Source organism: Citrobacter sp. Igbk 14 (genome assembly GCF_028069825.1).
Lineage (GTDB): Bacteria > Pseudomonadota > Gammaproteobacteria > Enterobacterales > Enterobacteriaceae > Citrobacter.
In genome coordinates, this window is sequence record NZ_JANEWM010000135.1 from 1 (window position 1) to 1869 (window position 1869).

General features: G+C 41.9%; 1 protein-coding gene. It reads right to left on the reverse strand.

From position 1 onward, the window contains the following. Positions 1-1243 precede the first annotated feature (1243 nt). Positions 1244-1768, reverse strand: coding sequence for a hypothetical protein (locus tag NNN64_RS22755; protein WP_271442874.1), 525 nt, complete (start codon positions 1766-1768; stop codon positions 1244-1246). Between the last annotated feature and the right edge of the window lie 101 nt (positions 1769-1869).

Genomic DNA, 1869 nt, shown 5'->3' on the forward strand with positions numbered 1-1869 from the left:
TTACTATTTCTTGCAAGATGTGCAGATAACTAATGGTACGCACAATGACGTTATGCTAAAGAGGCCGCTGCGGAATTCGATTTTCGCAGCGGCCTTTTCAACATAACGAGTCGTACATTATGCGCACTAACGTCAGGTAACGAGAATTGTAGCTAGATTGGTGCAGTAGTTAGTTCGCATAACAGTTGGATTGTCTTGCGCCCTCTGGTTCAGATTGTGGACTTCTATGGCTAAGCTCTCACTACGTTCGAGGGATTGTGCTCGATGTGATTTCTTCATTCACCTGACCGACATCATCAAAACCTGTTTCGTCTTTTAGCTTGTGCAAGCCTCTGCATTAGCTGGATGTGATTCTGGTTACTGCAAATTGGAACGCTTCTTCTTTGCTTCGGCTATGTGCTCACTTCGGCATTAGTTGATTTTGGAATTCTTCTGATGCGTCAGTCGAGTTCGTCACCTTGGGGAAAGTGATGGATTCACATTTAAAGACTGATATTCGGCTATGCCGATATGCGCAGAGATTCGTTGTACTGCCCAACGTTAAACTTCGTAGCACTGGTGAGATTCCAGTACGCACGCCAATCTTGTTTACAATTTGAAGATTCTAGATACTGACAATTGTTATACAATTTTGGCTGTTGCTGTCCGACCTCCCATAGTGGATGCTCCCAAAGAGCGATGGATAATTTCATCGGTAACAAACGTCTTGGACCAGACGCTAAATTTGTCCATATGGTGAAATGCCATTAGTAATTGTTTTAACTGTACCCAATGATTCAGAGTCTGTCAGCCTTAAGCAAGCTGATGGATTATGAGTGTTAACGGCTTTCCGGTGCACTGGATACAAGCTGTTGGCTTGCTTCGCTTAAAGCAAATGGGATGGAAGGTTCAGGACTAGCTACCCTGCTCTTTCATGGCTCCAAAGCAATTATCATGACATTTCTTTGTTATGAGGGATTGTTATGCGCCTGTATTTTGAAATGTATCGTGTATTAATCGTGCTTTATTTGTGTTCTCAAAGACACTTACTTTTGCATACGTGAAAACTATTGGGACAACCGAACCTCCAGCGTGCAGTTTGTTGGGTGGCAGAGGCCAGTAGTATTCATGCCAAAACGCAATTAACCACTAATCGCAGTACCTTATGTCGAAAACGGATTATGGATAATTGACGCATGAAACAGGATGGGATGGTCAGTACCTTATGCCGAAAACGCATCCTGTCTGATTTACGTATGCAAACTTAATGTGTTTTAGGTGCGTTTACACCAGACACACTTACTTGGCTTGCTTCTTTTCCACTAGCTGCCTTTGCCTTCATTGCTGCCGCATAAGCACTTGCGGTTGCTTTGGCATCTGCAGCTTCCTTTGCTGCTTTCGCTGCGGCCTGTTCTTTTTCTTCCTTGCTCATGCTTTGCATCTTCTGATATTCAGCGTCAGCTTTAGCTTGATTTGTCTCGAGAGATTGCTCCAAAGAAATAATTTCTTTCTTTACCGTTTCATCAACAAGTTGTGCTGCCTGTATCTTTCTTGCATCTATCTGTTCTGGTGATTGGGGTTGAGGTTCTACCGTTAATAGCAAATTAATAGCCGTTTCAGTATCTGAATTATAGCTATCGTAATCACCCTGCACATACTTATCAGCGGCATTTCCTATAAGAGTCTGAACTCTTTGGGTGACATCATCATTCCAGTCATAAGCGTAAGAAATTGAAGTCCATGCGGCAGGAATAATCAAAGCCATTAACTTCCATTTAGAAAGTTTCATTTGTTTTCCTTAGAATTAATTATGGAATGTATAAAAGAAATGGAAGTAAGAATGGGATAGTGCAAATACTTAACTTTAGAGCAGTTCTGGAATATTAGTTG